This window comes from Pseudomonas sp. AC083, from assembly GCF_979253165.1.
Window position 1 is genome coordinate 307,336 of record NZ_CEEDDH010000003.1, and the last position, 15,222, is coordinate 322,557.

The following is a 15,222-nucleotide window of genomic DNA, read 5'->3' on the forward strand; positions in this document are numbered from 1 at the left end:
ACGCCCCCTTAGGCTGCTTCAATCACTTCGGTCATCCACTGATCGGTGACTTCGAAAAGGAAATTCGGGTTTTCTGCCGGCGGCACGTCGGTGAAACGGATGCGCCAATACACCTTGCCTTGGGCGATCTGGCTGGCCGTGTTCAGTTCGGTGTCGGGGAACACTTCAAAATTGATGATCGCGCCCTGAGCTTTCAGGTCGGCCATGAACGCGTTGAGACCGTTGGTGACATCGGTCACGTAGGTTTTGGTGATCGAGCGGTCGACCGCCCATTTGTGCCCGGCCTGCACCGCGTCCATGAGGATGAACAGCGTGCGAACGCGGGTAACAAACGCCCACTTCGGATCGCTCGACAACGTGCGGTTGCCCCACAGGCGGTAACCGTCATCGCGAATGATCGTGGTGATATTGGCGTTGTTGAGCAGGTTGGCCCGACAGGTTTCGTCGCCGTCCAGGTACTCGACCGCGCGGCCGGTACCGGTGATGCCGGTCAACTCCTTGTTCGATGGCGAAGCCCAGAAGCCGTATTCAGCATCCGTCCAGGCAAACAGGCCCGCCGCCCAAGCCGATCCGGGTGCGTCGACAGTCTTGCTGGTGATGGTGTCCCAATACTTGACGCCCGGGTCGACCATGAACAGGTTGCGACTGCCGAAGTTATCGGCATAGGCCATGGCGGCCTCGTCGGTGGTGCCAGGGCCGTCGATGATGCCGACTGCACGCAGTTTTTGCGCCAAGCTATCCAGCGCCGTGGCCACCGATTGAGTCGCGGTGTGACCCGGCGCAATCAACAGCCGCGGTTGCGCATTGAACAGACTTTTACCGTCGAGCAGCGCCTGCAAACCAGTGCGCTGACCCGAGGCCAGAACGCCACCGATGATCGCCGACGTCTGCAGCGCGGCGTCTTCCAGCTTGGCCACGCCGATGGCGACGATCACCGCTTTGGCCTTGACGTAAATGGCCTGACAGGCCTTCGTGATCGCCGAGTCAGGACCGAAAGCGGCGATGGCTTCGCGCTCGGTGGTGATCAATTTCAACTCGCCCGCCTTGGCCGTACCACCGCCCAGAACGCCAGGTGTGAAGGTATCGCACAGACCGATGATCGAGGACGACGGCAACGAGATCGTGCGCGCGCCAGTGTCGACCGACGTGGTCGTGACGCCGTGGAAAAAACTCATAGGGGTCAGTCTCCAGAAACGAAAAAGCCCCGCATAAGCGAGGCTGTGAAGGTGTTGGTGTTACGCGTAACGGATAAGAAAACGCCCCGACAGTGCGAGGCGTCTATTGCAGGTCAGTGACCTCGGGTGATGGGGAGTCAGGCCAACCCTCGGTCAGCATTTGCTCGGTGTAATCACCTGTCTCCACAGCTCGCAGCAAAGCCAGCTCACGGTCGAAACAGGCCTGCACATGCGCCCGCACAGCCTTGGCGATAACCGCGATTTGCTCGGCGCCGATTTCGACAAACCCCGTCACCGTTTTGAAATTGCAGCGATAGTCAGGATCATAGATGGCCGCTAACCCGGTACTGGCAATCAGCGCCTGGCTGTCGCGTGTCGTCTCGATGGCCAACCCCTCGACCACCACGCCCGCGCCCTCTCGGCGGAAGCGTTCGGCGGCAATCACTTCGGCGAGCGACACAGGGGTTACTACCGGCAAGCCCGGCGGCGAGAACTGCCAAGCGCCGTCGACCTCTACCGCCTTCCAACCCGCCGCTGGCATCGGCTCGATGCCGTCAACACACACCCACACCATGGAAGGGTGATACAGCGCCGTGATATCGCCGTCAGTTTCGATCAGCTCAAACACCTGCTCGCCGTAGACCCGCGCATAAATACTCATGTCCACTCCTCAACATCGATCCAACCATCAGCACCGTGACCGCCGCGCAAATGCGCAGGGTAGGAAGGAAGCGCAACGGCACCGCCGCCACCTGAACCTGGGTTGACCGCATCAGCACCCGGCGCGCTGGTTGAGATGGAGTTACCACCCGGCCCCATTTCGCTCGCGCCGCCCTCACCAGATACGACAAAGTCCGCTTTTGACCCAATGACGCCACCGCCCCCTTTGCCCGATCCATTATTCACGGTCGCGCCCACCGCCGGCTGTGAGTTCGGGGTCTGGCCGAGGTATAGCGGCGGTACCACGTTCGCCGACAACCCGCCACCGATACCGCCCGGCGCGGTGACATGCGACCCGAACGAAGTGGCCCCGCCGTTATTACCCGGACCCACCAGCACACCGGTGCCGCCCTTGCCGATCGTGGCCATCACACCGTCAAAGCCGCTATAAATCCACGTATCGAATGGCGCCCCTGCACCGCCGCCGCAGCCGGCGGAAACCTGCCCAGTCGCGGTGGATGCTGCACCGCCGCCAGCAGCGCCTGCCCCCTGTCCCTTCACCCGAATTTTGTTGGTTCCAGGCGTCGACCAGTAAATCTGAGTCGCCCTAATTCGACGCAGGCCGAGAAAACGCCCGGTCGCCTTGCGCACTTCATCGGCCAAAATACCGACGTCAATCACGCCCTGATTAACCGGCGCACTCCAAGCCTTGATACACCACATCACCGCCACGTTACGCGGCCGGGTGACGCCGCCGCCCGAAGGGTACGCACCGGCGGTCACGCCCGAGGTCGTGTAAGAGATTCCGACACCGGGATAATCCGAATCTTTGTAGGTATCCGCCTGAGCCTCGACCGCCGTAGCGCGTGCGATATCAACCGATGCGCCGCCGCCATAGTTGCTGTCAAACACCACAAGCGTGCCGAGCTGCGCGCTGCCAATGGCTCGCCCCGTATCAATTCCCCGGCCATGATCCCAGCCGCGCAGAAATTCGGCGCGCATATCCGGCAGACGGAAGTTGCCGGCGCCCTCGTTGCCCTTGTTGAAGGCCGTCCCGAGGAAGGCCGACAGATCCGGGTAAGCGGCGACACTCTTGACGCTGCCGTCCAGCTCCAGAAACCCGGCCGGCTGCTTGTTGACCGGGAACGACACGATGGCGCCGACCGGCATTGCCGTGGCCTTGGCAATCAGCGCGTCGACCTGTGCCGACGTATAGCTGTCGGTGATGCCCATGCCGGCAAGCGTTTCGGGGTTGTCTCCCGACACCACGATCCCACGGTCGTTAGTCTTGACCCGCGTCCACTGGCCCGGCGTTTTGTTCTTCAGCAGCACTTCCAGGATCGCCGTGTCGACGTAGGACCGCGTGGCCAGCACCACGGCTGGGTCAATCTTGAGCTGAATGTTGCCGGTGCTGGTGACGATGAAGTTCATCCGCACGATTTGTGTACGACCCGAGCCTTGTGACAGCAGCGGCTTGAAGCTTGGCGCGCAGTTGGCAACCGCTACCAGATCGCCGTCGGCATCGTAGAGGCCGATTTCGCGGATCCACTTACCGCCCTCGTCGGCCGGGATGATCTGCTCGGCGATGATCACTGCCGGGTTTTTAGGGTCGACCAGCAGTTGATTCAGCGGCTGACGGCGCCACTCGTTGAGCAGTTTGGTTTGCCCGGCAGACGGCACCGGGTTGGGCGGATCCGCCAGCCCGTTCGGGTTGGCGTCCCCCACGCCCATTTGGGTAAGCAGCCAGGGAATGCCGAGCGCGTCGGCGTTCGCCTGCTTGGCCATCCCCACATTCGTAAGGATCGCGAAAAACTGCGAATTCGCATCAATCATAATAAATGTCCAAGGTGTCTATGGTGTGTTCGCGGCCGACTACGCCGAAGCTGCCAGTGACCTCGATGTCACGCATGACGGGCGGGTAAACGTCGATTTCGTCGCCTTCGTAGAGGGACACGCCGATGTTCAAATTGCCTTGAGTTTCCAGGCTGATGGCCAGCCCGGTCAGTTGCCGGGTAACGGGTTTGGCATCGTCGATCAGGCGTTCAAGCTCCTGATACATTTCTTCGGTAATGCCGGTATCCAGCACCCCGACCTTGAGCGCGAAGGTGCCCGGCACCCCCTCGGGCATGGTCTGGAACCACTCGACAATTTCGATCAGGTAGCCCAGCGGCTCGACCACGCGGCGCAACGCGCCGATGGTGCCCTTGTGCTTATGGATGTAGTACGACGCCTTGATGGCCGCGCGCTTGGTCGCTTCGCTCCACCGGTAATCCCAGCGATCCACCGACCACGCCCATGCCAGGTGCGGCAGTAGATGCACCGGGCAGGTATCAGCGTTGTAGAGGTCGCGCAGAGGGACAATCGTCTTATCGAAAAACGCGGCCTCCATGGCCCGTTCCAGTTGCGTGCTGTTGAGCGGCAGTAGACTTTTCATATCAGCCCGCCAGCCTCACGTTGTAGCGTGTACAGAACGCCGCTTGCGCCTTGGTCGGGGCCAGGTCCTGCCATCCGACCAACTCAACCCGGGCAACGCCGGCAACGTGCAGCTGGGCGTCAACAGCCGACCGTGCGACCTCGACGCCCAGCCGCTTGCGTGGGTTGACCCAGGCTGCCAAGCGACTTTTCGCCTCAGCCAAACTGGCATCCGCTTCCGGGCCGGCGCTGGCCATGTGCAAGATGGCGTCAATCCCGTAACGGATAACCTCTGCGCCTTGCACAGTCACCCGATCACCCACCGGCCGTACGTCATCGTCATTCAGCGCAGCGGCCACAGTCGCCAGCAGCTCCGGCGGCGCTTCACCTTCCCCGTCCAGACCCAGCACCGTGACCGTGACGTAACAAGGCGCCGGGCTCTCGGCCGTAGCATCTGCGACCAACCCTGAGGCATTGCGTGCATGCAGGATGTAGCTGTTACGCGGGCCGGCCGTGGTCAAACCTTCATAGGCCAACTGGATGCGTTCGCGAAACGGGTCGTCGTCTTCCATGACCTTGGGCACCGGTGGCACCGCCAGCAGATCCTCGACCTGAATGACCAGGCGCGTCAGATTGACATTGGCCCCCAAGTGATCGAGGTCGCCACGAATGGCGTGCGCCAGTAACAGCGCCTTGCCGGCGTCGTTAACTCGGGCGCGATTGCCGACCTTGTTGTAAGCCCCGACCTCAAGCACTTTGACCACGGGATCGCTTTCCAGCGCAGCCGACCAGTTGCCGCCCATGTACCCGCGAAACACGCTCAGCCCGTCCTGGTAAACCTCTTCAAAGTCCAGAGGCTCCAGCACAGTCGGCGCCGGCAGCGACGACAGATCTACGGTACTCATGCGGCCACCTCCAACGTGACGCTGTCGCCCAGGTACTTCCCGACGATTTGCAAATTGATTTGCCCGCCAATGACGGAAATGACGCGCACCTGATCCAACTTCAAACGCGGCTCCCAGCGCCCCAGAGAACGGGCAACCTCAGCCTGTACGGCGCTTTTCCAGCCCTCGTTAATGGGCAAATCGACAAACCGCCGCAGCTTGCTGCCGTACTCCATGCGGTGCCGGCGACTGCCCAGCGGCGTGCTCAAGATGTCGGCAATGGATTGGCGCAGGTGCTCGATGCCGGATATGGGTAGGCCGGTGTGGCGATCCATTCCGATCATCGATATCACTCCTTGAACGGCTCGTACTCTTCGCTGGCCTTCAGGAACTTGACCGCTTCGACGTCGGAAGGCGGCACCACGACCGTCGCCTTGTCGACCGGATAGGAACGGTCTGTGCCCGGTACGATCAACAGTCGCGACGTGTAGAGCTTGTCGCGGAATTTCAAGGACTCAGGCGATGAGTAAGTCGGGGATGACAATGCCGGTTCCGAGGACGTTTGCACCTCGGTTGAGGTCGTATCGATCTTGGCCATGTGTTTCTCCAGGCATGAAAAAGCCCGCACTTGGCGGGCTGTCGTGAATGAATTAATGCGTGTGGTGATTACTGTTGCCAGTGGCGTCAATGATCGCGCCGGCGCTGGTGATGCCCTTGGTAACGTGTAGCGCACCGTCGATCATCACCGCCGCTTTCAAATTGATGTTGCCGGTGTTCACGCTCACGGCAGCATCGGTCACGACCGCTTCGGTGCTGGCCACTTTGATGGTGACCGTACCGCTCGGGAGCGTGATGCTGTAGCTCTTGGCCTGCCAGTCGTAGATCAGCGAGCCGCCGTCATCAAAGCGCCAGACCTCGACATGGTCGCGGTTATCTGGCGGCGGTCCAGCATTGCCATACAGGCCCGGGACAAACGTGCCTTGCGACACGTCACCGCTGGGACTGATCAAACTGCCCTGCTCCCCCAACGACGGAGCCCGCCAGTGCCTGGCCTTGCCGGCGGCAATGCTGTGCCAGCGCACCCAAGCGCTGACCCATTCACTGCCATCCGACACGCGACAGACCGGCGGTGAAGCGGACAGATCCACCGCGACCACGTAGCAAGCCTTTACCGCCCCCGCGATCATGCGGTCATGCTGGGCGCTGGCATAACTCATGGCAGATCCTCGGGCTGAAATGGACCATCACCCGGATCAACGTCCAGCACCAACGTACCCGGCGGTTCGTCCAACCACGGCCATTCCTCAACGCCGAGATAAACCTGCTGAGTCCACTCCACCAGCCACACCGTGTATCCATCCAAGTGCGGCTGGGTCCAGTCCTGCAGCGATTGCACAAACTCGGCGGGTTCAACTGCCAACCCCCACGTCTGCGCGCGCAGCAGCACCGCCAACTGAGTCGCCAATTGCACGGCCTGTTGATGATGGTGCGGCTTGATCGGGTCAACAATGATCCGAGCCTCGAACTTGCAGACCAGCGAGGTTTCGCCGGTACCGATATCGGTGCCCGGTTCGATCTCGGACACCTCCAAAAACACCGCTGGCAGCAATACGCGATCCTTAATGTCTGGCCAAGCTGTGACGTCCTGCACGCCAGGCAAGTGGATGCGCAGATGCTGTTCTACCGCCCGATAAAGCTGGTCCAGGCTGAAGGGTTCGTCAGACATTGCCGATCCTCTTGAGGTATTTTTGCAGCTCAAAGTTGAACTCCTGCTTTAGGATCTCCAGCAGGCGCTCGTCCGCTTTTTTTACCCAGCTTTCGAAGTGCGGTCGGGCTTGTTCCAGCGACACCTTGGCCTTGGCCAGCGGGAAACGACTGCCGTTTTCGGCGACCCAACCCGAGCTCGGCCCGCGACCAGGTGACACCGTGCTGTCGGGGTAGTCGTCCGCGTTGAAATGCTTGCTGGCCGTTCGGATCCAGATGTCGGGCTTGTTGCCGTAGACCTTCTTGAGGAAAGCCCCTTGGTAACGCCGCCCCGCTACTGACACGCCGGTGCCGGTCTGCCGCGCCCGGCCGATCCGGCTGGATTCGATGGCGTTCAAACCGAACCACAGTTTGCCGCTCGCGGCACCGCCGGAAACCGGGTAGCTGCGCAACCGCTGACGCACCGCCGCAACAGCGATGCGCTCTGACCGACTGACCGCTCGGGCGATGTGCGTGCGCAACCAGCCCAACGTCTTGTTGATCGCGCGCCGATGCGCCGCAGCGGCCGCTTTCGGTACCACCTTGGCAAAGTCCTGGAACGCCTGAAAGTCTGCGGCCGAGGACTGGATGGAGATCATCCCGCCCCCGGCCGAGGGTTTGAAATAGCTGCCGACACTCATGGCCGCAACCTCAGAATCAGGGCGACTAGGCCGTCACCGCTCGGTTCAAGCTGGATCAGGTCGTAGTCACCGCCGCCATCCAGGGCAGGCAGGTCAACGCTGACCAGCATGCCCTGCTGCAGACCTTGCGAATCGCTGACACGGATCTCCAAACGCGGCTCCCGCAACCCGGTGTTGAGCTTGCCGAACTTAGGTTGCAGCCAGGGCGCGGCGAACATGCCGAACACCGGCTCTTTGCGACCCTCGATCCGCGCGGTATCGCCCAGCGTTTCGAACACCACCGCGTCGACCTCGGCGATCAGATCGCGAAACCCCACGGTCAGAGCTCCAGCAGGATCTGGGCGCGCGGTCGGGTGCACAGGTGCAGCGGGTTGGACTGGGCTTCACCGGCCATGCCTTTGTTGAAGGGCAGCGGCTCGATCATGCTGTAGTACGGGATGCCTTGGGTGTTGACCGTTTCCATGTAGTCAGCCGGCGCGAACACCGAGATGTACAGATCGGGCACACCTTCCGGAACCAGTAGCGCCTGATCGTCGTGGACGAAAGACACGCCCGCCACCTTGCCACGGTAGCGCTCCCAGGTGATGCCGCCGAATTCGAAACTTTCCCGGGCATCACCGCGCAGCGCGGCCGCTTGCTGACTGTTGAGGTAGGTCTCTTTGACCGACTTGTGAACGATCAGCTTGTTCCAGAAGTTCTTACCGCAGAAGGCGCGGGAACCGGTGCTGGTCACACTGCCGAGCGCGTCTTCCTGCATGTCCAGCGCTTCACCGCATTTGACCCGCAGCTCCGTGCCCGCATCCGCCAGCCCCATGGACAGCTTTTGGCGCTGCACACCGAAGCGTTCATAGAGATCCAGCAGTACGGTTTTGCCATCGGCGTCGAGGATCTGGCCATTCAGTGCGCCCATACGCTGGAATTCGTGCGTGGCGTCCAACTGGCGCCGCGCCTTGGCCAGACGCGCATTGACCACATCCTGCACCGCTTGAAGTTCGGTACGAGTACCGAAGGCGCGAATGCCTTGGATCTCATCCGCTTTGATCGTGAAGCGCTCAGGCAGGTGCACGGTGTTGAACGGGATCAGGTTGCGCTTGCTGGCCGCAACTACCAGGCTTGAACCACCACGTTCACCAGCGGGCACGAGTGCCAGGGTGTCGCCGTCCTTTTCAATCTGCACGGTCAGGGTGGTAATGCCTTCCTCGCGAAACAGACCCAGTGCGCTGATGCGCCCTGGCAGGTAGGGTTGATCATTGAGTGCAGCGGTCAGCGAGGTAACGGTAAACGCTTCGTCGTCAAAAATGGCGATATCGGCCATGGGTACTCTCCAGAAACGAAAAATCCCGCACGCGGCGGGATGCAAAATAAAGAGGAAAATGTTTTAGCGGACGATCAGCGAATGTGCGGCCAAGGCTTTCTCAGCGGCCAGATCGAGTCCGGTCAAGTGCGCTTCGCTGACCTCGGCCAGCCGCACCACGGCGCGACCGCGACGCACCACGTCGGATTCGCCGAGCGGGCCGTACAGAATGGCGACAGCGTTTTCTGTGCCGTCCTCTGCCGTTGGGTTGTACGGTGCGAATTCGCCGCTGGCAGTCACCAGCCCGAGAATTTGTCCGGGCCACAATGCTGGACCCGCCGCGACATTGATCGCTTCGCGCGAGATCGTGCCGGCGCCCTCGGACAGCAGGAATTCACCTGCGTGCATCGGTTCCTGTTTGATGGTCATGCTCGTGCTCCTTTCGCGCCGCGCGCGGTTCCAATTTGAGCCGCTTGGCGAGCAGCCCAAATCGAGTTGGGGTCAGGTTGTTTGGCCAGCACCTTGGGCGCCGGGTCGTCCGCCAGCGGCAGACTATTGTCGATTTCAAAGCCTTTGCCGCTGGTGACAATCTTGTCGAACAGACGCGCACGCACCGCCGCTGCATTCAGACCGGCCGCGACATACTCGGCGCTGAATTCCGGCAGACGCGCGGCCACGCAGAGGTCGTTCACCGCTTTGGCGCGTGCCAGGCCGGCGAGAACGATTTCCTCGCTTTCGAGCTGGGTTGAATTGAGCAGCGGCTCGATCAGGTTGCTGATACCCGCCGCCGTGCAGCGCTGAGTAATCATCAATGCCAACTTGGCCGAGTCCACTACAGGCGGCACCTGCGGCGGATCGACAGGTTCGAGTTCGGGATCCGGTTCAGGTGGCTCGTCGAGCTGGGCCAGCAATTCAGGCGGCGCGTTCTGAAATCGTTGCAGTACCGCGCCTTGACCAAGACAGGCTTTGACCTTCACCCCGTCACCCACTTCGTCAGCCAAACCCAAAGCCACCGCTTCGTTGGCGGTCAGCCAGGTTTCAGCCGCCACCAAACGCCGCAGCTCCACCTCATCAATGTCGGGCGCCTTGGCCTTGTACGCGGCGATGATCGCTTCCATGGTCTGGTCGAGGACGTCGGCGACCTTGCGGAAGTCTTCCGCATCACCGGCGGCGTAGGTCCACGGGTTGTGAATCATCAACATCGCGTTGGAAGCGATCACCACCCGGTGCGCACCGCACACAGCGACACTGGCGGCACTGGCGGCGAGCGCATCGATACGTCCGGTGCAGCGCTCGCCCAGACGCGACAGCGCATTGTGCATGGCCAGTCCGTCGAACAGGTCGCCGCCGATACTGTTGAACGCTGCGATTACCGGAGACACACCATCATCCATGGCGCGCAGATCCTGCACGAACTGGTTGGCAGTGATGCCCCACGCGCCGATCTCGCCATAAACGAAAACCTCGATCACTCGCTCGGTGGCCTCTCCGCTGGACTGCAGGGCGTACCAGGTCTTGTCCTGAACTTCGATACGCTTGCCTGCGCGGTTGTAAATGCGCGGTCGCGCTTTCTTGCTCATGGTTGCTCCTTGTCGTCGGTGTCTTCGACGGCATCAAGGGTGTTGTAGTTGAGGCCCAGTTTTGTGGCCCGTGCCAGATCGGCGGCGTTTTCAAGATCGACCGTTTCAGCGTCGTAGCCGGTGCGCAGCACCATCTCACTGCGAGAAGAAAAGCCGGCCTGTACTTCCATCCGGCGTGCCTGCACGTCCTGTACTGGCTGGATGTAGGCCCAACCTTGAGGCACCCAGCGAGTGCGCAGGTACTGGCGGCGTTTCTGTGCGTAATCGTCCAGCACCAGGACGCCAGACAGCACCGCCATGTCCATCCACGCCGCTCGCACGGGACGGCAGAGCTGATGCACGTAGACACTAAATTGCAGTTGTTCCAGCCGGCGCCGAAACTCGTTGAGTACCACCCGCAACGCTCGGTCGTTGATGCCGCGCATGTCGCCCGTGAGGATCTCGTAAGGCGTGCCCGACCCTGCTGCAGCAGCCATCAGTTGTTGCCGCATGAAGTCCGGGTAGTTGTTGCCGGCGTCTGGCGGTTTGGAGAACTCAACCTCCTCACCCGCCCCCAGTTCCTGCATGGTGCCGGGTTCGAGCGCGACCATCGGCGTAAAGCCATCGCGATCCAGATCGAGCGGCTGACCGGTCACAGGATCTCTGGGAAGCGGTCCTGAGTCCGGCGCCGGACGTTTGATGAAACCGGCGAACAGGTTGGCCACTTCCTGACGAAACAGCACCGCGTCGTCGTAGTTGTCCAGACTGCGCAGGCGCTTGAGCACCGGCGACAATCGCGGCACTCCGCGCAACTGGCCCGGCTCGACCGGTTCGAAGATGTGCAGCACCTGAGTCGCCGGCACGCGGACCAACTGGTTGTAGCCGGCGTTCAGCGAGGCTGCATCGCGCGGATGCGACAGGTACATCCAGTACGCCACCCGCTTGCCGCCGGGAGTGAACTCGATGCCAGCGCGGATGACGTTGCCGTTTTTGGTGGTCTCGAATTTGTCGTGCGGCACAAATTCCGGTGCGAGGATCTGCAGCTGCAGCGGAACGGCCAAGCCTTCATCCAGACCGCGTGGACGCAACCGAACGAAGCATTCGCCCGATGTTTCCACCGTGCGCGCCACCAGCGCCTGCTGGCCGTAAAAGTCGGTGCGATCATCCGCATCAGACTCATCGACCCAATCGCACCAGAGTTCCTGCAGCAGCTTGCGCAAAGCATCATCGTCGGTTGTCGGCCGAGGTGTGATGCCCGTGCCGATCAGGTTGCTGACGCGCTTGTCGATGACGTTAAAGGCGTAAGGGTCGTTGCGAACCGCCGCCCGCGAGCGCGACCGGAGATTGCGCAGGGCCGGAGTGTTGATGCTGTTGATCCCGTTGTCGGGAGCGTCCCAGCCAGTGGCGCGACGCCCTTCTCCAGCGCCTTCGTAACTGGCCTTGATGTTGGATGGCAGGACAAATCCGTTACGGGTCAGCGTGGGGAAGTGCCGGGCCATCAGACCCCCTTCCCTGCGTGGTACAGCCGGACCACACGTGAGCGTGGTCCGGCGGCACTGGCAAGTGACGTGCGTATTTCTTCGCGCGCCTTGAGCAGTTCATCGACCGTGCGGTATTCCACGGTACGGTCGGTGTAGCGCACAGTTTTTTCACCGCGAGCAATGGCTGCCTCAACCGCGTCGAGGTGCTTTTTCGTAAAGGACATATCAGCGTCTCTTCAGGTAGCCGCTGGTAGAGCTGCGGCGTTGAGGGGATGCCGCTACTGGTCGCGGTGTCGCGACCGGTGCAGCCGGTTGAGGTGCGGATCTCGCGGAAGCGACAACTGTCGCTGGTGAAGCTGCCGTGGTAACACGTCCGTCTTGAACAGGCTTGGGAACCGGTGTGTCATCAAACAAACCGGATTGCGCCAAGGAATGTCGCACGCGTTGCCAGTCATTTTCTTGATAACGGTTGATGCCCATGTAATGCGCCATCGCCAAGCAATACACCATAAGATCGAGGGCTTCGTTACGCTCTGCTTTACCCTTGATCCACTCGATGCGTTTATGGCCGCGCACGTAACGAGCGACCTTGCGCTCCGCAACGCACTGGGCGAAAAACTCATCGGGTAAGTCGTTGGCAAAGTGCAACGATCCAGGCCCATCCGGGAACGGATAGCGATTGTAGATCCAGTCTTTGGCTGTATCTGTGCCCACAAACCAAAGCTCTGCGCCGTTGCGTTCGGTTTGCCCCTTCCAGGTCACATCAACCATGGACGGTCGCTGAGCGATCACCGGTCTGCCCGGCTTGCTCGCGCCCTTGATAGCGAAGATATTGCGCCAGCGACGGACGCGGCAGAACTGGTAAACCTCGTCGGTGTGGTGACCGCCGGAGTCAACGCCAGTGGCGAGAATCGCCAAACCGACGCCGCAGGGATGCCGATATCGGGCCTTGAGTTTCTCGTCCAACACGGCCCAGGTGCGCTCGTCGGCCGGGTCGCCCCAGATGATCTGGTGATCCACAACCCAGCGTTCCATGCCGACGCCGAAGCCCATCACCATCAGTTCCAGACGGTTAGCCTGAACGTCAACAGCGCCGGTCAGCATTAGCACACCGACCGGCATCGTACCGAGAGTGTAGGTTTCGAGACGCGCCCGCGCGATCAGCACTTCGGCCTTGGTTTGCTCTTGCGCACTGTCCCAAACCTTGGCCAATCTAGTGTTGTAGAACACCTGCATGGGTTCGAGATCGCCTTTATTTTGAGCGATTTTTGCCTTCTCAAACTGCATGGCCAAGGTGCGCCAGTCCATCCAGCCGGGCGGTGAATAGAGTGCGTTAAGGTGGAACCCTACCGTCTCGCCATCGCCCTCAGCGTGCGCACGCCATTCACCTTTGGCGAGCATTTCACCTTTATGGTGTTCCTCAATCAGCACATCACATTCGGCTCCAGCGCACTCGTAATGCACGGTGCTGAAATCGTCGCTGTAGTGCAGACGTTCCCACTCGAGTATCTGCATATGACCGCAGTCTGGGCATGGCACGTAGTAGTGACGTTGGTCGCTACCTTCAAAGAGATCCGCAATCCGCGAAGCGCCTTTGATCGTTGGCGAACTGGAGAAATAAAACTTAGCGTTGCGACCGAAAGTACTCGCTCGCGTCTCCGCCAATTCGATGGGGTCCCCCTCTTCACCGATGTCGACTTCCCAGCGGTCAATTTCATCGCCGTAAATGTAGCGCGCCGACAACTCTGACAAGTTTGCGGCAGAGCCGGCTGTGGTGACATACAGCGATCCGCCCTCAAACTCCTTGGTGTCCATCGTGTTGACTGCATCACGACCGGTCGCGATTCGCTCACGTAAAACAGGTGTGGCTTTGATGGTCTTTCCGATCCGAGACGATACCCGCTTGGCCAGACCTAAGCTTGGCAGCAAGGTCAGGATATTTGACGGCGCCATGTGGATCAGCCCACCGATCCAATTAAGCGCAATCTGGGTCTTCATTAACTGCGAAGCCACCATAGTGACTACACGTTTGCTGCGATGTGCCGGTGATAGGCAACGCATTGGCTCCCGAGCATATGGGGTCCGGGAGGTGCGATAACGTCCAGGTTCAGCAGCACCTGTGTCGCGCGGAATACGCATGTATTCGTCAGCCCATTGATCGACCCACAGCTCAGGCTCTGGGCGCAGGCCACGGAAGTAAGCCGCCCGGTAAACCTCGGCACCGTCTGCAAGTTTGGCATCCATAGGATCAGTTCCCGAGGGTCAAGGCGTGGCTGAAGTCTTCGGCAGACAGGCGCTCAGCCTCTTCAAGTGCTTGTCGAATCTCACCAAGCAAGTGCTTTTCAATGTCCCAGGCGCTGGTCATAGCCGACAACACGGGGGCGAGTTTGGGTGGCAAGCTCAAAAGCAAATCACGAGTCATGCGCCCAGTAGCAAAAGCAGCTTCGTCGACGACTTCTCTATCAACCAACTCACCGGTGATCTTTTGAAGATCAGCTTCGGCCCTCTCAGCCTGCGCAAGAGCCAATCGTGTTTTAGCCTGGTGATAGTCCGGCGCAGCTTGAGGGGCAGAAGTGGGAAGCGCGGGAGCGATCCATGGCTGCTGGACCGATGTAGTGGCGACCGGTGCGATTCGGGTACCCGAATTGCTGCGTGCTGGATCGCCCGTCATTTCTAAATACTGATCGGTGGCTTCGACATCGATCTTGCCATCCGAGGCGTAAATCAATCGGCCTTGCTTGGCCAGTTTGCCGACGTACTGGCGGGACCAACCTTTGCTGGCCGCGTATTCCGTTCGGCTCAAAACGGTCATGTAAACCTCCTGTCAACCTAGGGCCGTCAACCTCTGTCAACCTCTGTCAACCAACGTGAAAAAACCGGCCAGTCGCAAGATCCCGCGGGTTTCCGACCCCGTACCCTCCGAATAACCCCAGGGTCCCCGGCGGTTTCAGGCTGGTCCGCCGCCATTCGGCGGGACATCGCACACCCCAAGCCGCTTGGCGGCCCAGCGTTCGTACAAGCCGATGGCAACATCTGCACCGGCCATTGCCGTGAGACAACCCAAGGCGCCCGCCGTCCAGAGCGACATGCCCGCCGCGATCATCAGCATCATTGCCGAGACTCCGCAGACAATGCAGGCACCGGATCGAAGCGCAAGCCGACGCATCAGCGCCCAGCCACGGGCACCATCCTTGTCTGCTCGCCACATCTCACCGGATACGCCGCCGACCAGAGCCAGGACGATCACCAACCAGATCGGCATTTCTGCCAGCGCTTGCTGCTCATTTGTCATGTTGTGCCTCAAGTGAAGGAGCATGCCGAACACAAAAAAGAAAACCCCGCCGGAGGGCAGGGTTTTCAATGTCGCGGCATA

Annotated in this window: 19 protein-coding genes; all 19 read right to left on the reverse strand. The window is 60.8% G+C overall.

Features of this window, described 5'->3' with window-relative positions; all coding sequences use genetic code 11:
* Positions 1–8: 8 nt before the first annotated feature.
* The 19 genes from AC0IXA_RS07545 to AC0IXA_RS07635 all read right to left on the reverse strand — a co-directional run bounded on the left by AC0IXA_RS07545 (position 9) and on the right by AC0IXA_RS07635 (position 15,141).
* Positions 9–1,175 (reverse strand): phage tail sheath subtilisin-like domain-containing protein, encoded by a 1,167-nt coding sequence (locus tag AC0IXA_RS07545; protein ID WP_471812423.1) that lies wholly within the window; start codon positions 1,173–1,175, stop codon positions 9–11.
* A gap of 103 nt (positions 1,176–1,278) precedes the next feature.
* Positions 1,279–1,836 carry a DUF4376 domain-containing protein gene (locus AC0IXA_RS07550; RefSeq protein WP_471812425.1) on the reverse strand — a complete coding sequence of 186 codons (558 nt, stop codon included), beginning with the start codon at positions 1,834–1,836 and terminating at the stop codon, positions 1,279–1,281.
* Positions 1,833–3,668, reverse strand: a complete 1,836-nt coding sequence (locus tag AC0IXA_RS07555; RefSeq protein ID WP_471812427.1) for a phage tail protein — start codon at positions 3,666–3,668, stop codon at positions 1,833–1,835. The genes AC0IXA_RS07550 and AC0IXA_RS07555 overlap by 4 nt, the downstream gene beginning before the upstream one ends.
* Positions 3,661–4,269 carry a phage tail protein I gene (locus tag AC0IXA_RS07560; RefSeq protein WP_471812429.1) on the reverse strand — a complete coding sequence of 203 codons (609 nt, stop codon included), beginning with the start codon at positions 4,267–4,269 and terminating at the stop codon, positions 3,661–3,663. Before AC0IXA_RS07560 ends, AC0IXA_RS07555 begins: the two co-directional genes overlap by 8 nt.
* 1 nt (position 4,270) lies before the next feature.
* On the reverse strand, positions 4,271–5,152 hold the full coding sequence (locus tag AC0IXA_RS07565) for a baseplate assembly protein (RefSeq protein ID WP_471812431.1): 882 nt from the start codon (positions 5,150–5,152) through the stop codon (positions 4,271–4,273).
* Positions 5,149–5,475: a GPW/gp25 family protein gene (locus tag AC0IXA_RS07570; RefSeq protein WP_471812433.1), complete on the reverse strand. Its 327-nt coding sequence runs from the start codon at positions 5,473–5,475 to the stop codon at positions 5,149–5,151. The genes AC0IXA_RS07565 and AC0IXA_RS07570 overlap by 4 nt, the downstream gene beginning before the upstream one ends.
* Before the next feature lie 5 nt (positions 5,476–5,480).
* Positions 5,481–5,729 carry a hypothetical protein gene (locus AC0IXA_RS07575; protein ID WP_471812435.1) on the reverse strand — a complete coding sequence of 83 codons (249 nt, stop codon included), beginning with the start codon at positions 5,727–5,729 and terminating at the stop codon, positions 5,481–5,483.
* A gap of 52 nt (positions 5,730–5,781) precedes the next feature.
* Entirely contained in the window at positions 5,782–6,348 is a 567-nt protein-coding gene (locus tag AC0IXA_RS07580) for a phage baseplate assembly protein V (protein WP_471812437.1), read from the reverse strand.
* Positions 6,345–6,857 (reverse strand): hypothetical protein, encoded by a 513-nt coding sequence (locus AC0IXA_RS07585; protein WP_471812439.1) that lies wholly within the window; start codon positions 6,855–6,857, stop codon positions 6,345–6,347. Before AC0IXA_RS07585 ends, AC0IXA_RS07580 begins: the two co-directional genes overlap by 4 nt.
* On the reverse strand, positions 6,850–7,515 hold the full coding sequence (locus tag AC0IXA_RS07590) for a hypothetical protein (protein WP_471812440.1): 666 nt from the start codon (positions 7,513–7,515) through the stop codon (positions 6,850–6,852). Before AC0IXA_RS07590 ends, AC0IXA_RS07585 begins: the two co-directional genes overlap by 8 nt.
* On the reverse strand, positions 7,512–7,832 hold the full coding sequence (locus AC0IXA_RS07595) for a head-tail joining protein (protein ID WP_471812442.1): 321 nt from the start codon (positions 7,830–7,832) through the stop codon (positions 7,512–7,514). The genes AC0IXA_RS07590 and AC0IXA_RS07595 overlap by 4 nt, the downstream gene beginning before the upstream one ends.
* 2 nt (positions 7,833–7,834) lie before the next feature.
* Positions 7,835–8,830, reverse strand: coding sequence for a major capsid protein (locus tag AC0IXA_RS07600; RefSeq protein ID WP_471812444.1), 996 nt, complete (start codon positions 8,828–8,830; stop codon positions 7,835–7,837).
* Positions 8,831–8,893: 63 nt separating this feature from the next.
* Positions 8,894–9,238 carry a head decoration protein gene (locus AC0IXA_RS07605; protein WP_102902291.1) on the reverse strand — a complete coding sequence of 115 codons (345 nt, stop codon included), beginning with the start codon at positions 9,236–9,238 and terminating at the stop codon, positions 8,894–8,896.
* Positions 9,235–10,389, reverse strand: coding sequence for a head maturation protease, ClpP-related (locus AC0IXA_RS07610; protein ID WP_341638696.1), 1,155 nt, complete (start codon positions 10,387–10,389; stop codon positions 9,235–9,237). Before AC0IXA_RS07610 ends, AC0IXA_RS07605 begins: the two co-directional genes overlap by 4 nt.
* Positions 10,386–11,867 carry a phage portal protein gene (locus AC0IXA_RS07615; protein ID WP_471812446.1) on the reverse strand — a complete coding sequence of 494 codons (1,482 nt, stop codon included), beginning with the start codon at positions 11,865–11,867 and terminating at the stop codon, positions 10,386–10,388. Before AC0IXA_RS07615 ends, AC0IXA_RS07610 begins: the two co-directional genes overlap by 4 nt.
* The gene (locus AC0IXA_RS07620) at positions 11,867–12,073 is read right to left on the reverse strand and encodes a phage head-tail joining protein (RefSeq protein WP_341638694.1); all 207 of its coding nucleotides are present in this window, start codon (positions 12,071–12,073) and stop codon (positions 11,867–11,869) included. The genes AC0IXA_RS07615 and AC0IXA_RS07620 overlap by 1 nt, the downstream gene beginning before the upstream one ends.
* Before the next feature lies 1 nt (position 12,074).
* Positions 12,075–14,093 (reverse strand): phage terminase large subunit family protein, encoded by a 2,019-nt coding sequence (locus tag AC0IXA_RS07625; RefSeq protein WP_341638693.1) that lies wholly within the window; start codon positions 14,091–14,093, stop codon positions 12,075–12,077.
* A gap of 4 nt (positions 14,094–14,097) precedes the next feature.
* Positions 14,098–14,661: a hypothetical protein gene (locus AC0IXA_RS07630; RefSeq protein ID WP_159245136.1), complete on the reverse strand. Its 564-nt coding sequence runs from the start codon at positions 14,659–14,661 to the stop codon at positions 14,098–14,100.
* Positions 14,662–14,796: 135 nt separating this feature from the next.
* Positions 14,797–15,141, reverse strand: coding sequence for a phage holin family protein (locus AC0IXA_RS07635; protein WP_034156347.1), 345 nt, complete (start codon positions 15,139–15,141; stop codon positions 14,797–14,799).
* Positions 15,142–15,222: the final 81 nt, after the last annotated feature.